The 597-nt window shown below is 74.7% G+C and carries 1 protein-coding gene; it reads left to right on the top strand.

Annotation, left to right across the window (positions count from 1 at the left end):
- Nucleotides 1-597, top strand: a 597-nt coding sequence (locus AB0T83_RS20310) for a sensor histidine kinase (RefSeq protein ID WP_366195009.1), incomplete at both ends; no start/stop codon positions are given.

Below are 597 nucleotides of genomic sequence, written 5' to 3'. Positions count from 1 at the left end.
TGACCGCCACGGCGTTGCATCCCGGCGACCTGCTGCCGCCGGTCCGGGTCGCGCTGGTGCTGGCCGGGATCAGCCTTGCCGCCCTTGCCATCCGGGCATTGCGCCGCCAGCGCGCGCGCATCCGGGCCGCCGAACGCCGGGCCGAGCTGAGCGATCTGGAAACCCGTCTCAGCCACGCCAGCCGCGTGAATGCCCTGGGCGAGATGGCCAGCGGCATGGCGCATGAGCTGACCCAGCCGCTGACGGCGGTCCTGGCACAGGCCCAGGCGGCCCGGCGGCTGGTGGCGCGCGGGGACACCCGCCAGATCGCCGGGGGGCTGGAGGAGATCATCGCGCAGACCCGCCGCGCCGCGGCCATCCTTGACCGGCTTCGGACCTGGACGCGGCCGCGCGCGCAAGCGCCGCAAGTGGTCGATCTGCGCGACTGCGTGGCCGTCGCCGAGACCCTGCTGCGCACCCAGGCCAAGGCGGCGGGCGCCACCGTGGCCATCCGGGGCACGGCCCGGGCGGTGCCGGTTCTGGCCGACCGGATCGAGCTGGAACAGGTGATCTTCAACCTGATCCGGAACGCGCTGGACGCGGTCGAGGAGGCCGCGC

Origin of the sequence: Meridianimarinicoccus marinus (assembly GCF_040689105.1) — a bacterium.
GTDB lineage: Bacteria > Pseudomonadota > Alphaproteobacteria > Rhodobacterales > Rhodobacteraceae > Meridianimarinicoccus > Meridianimarinicoccus marinus.
This window is presented reverse-complemented; position numbering and strand designations above follow the sequence as displayed.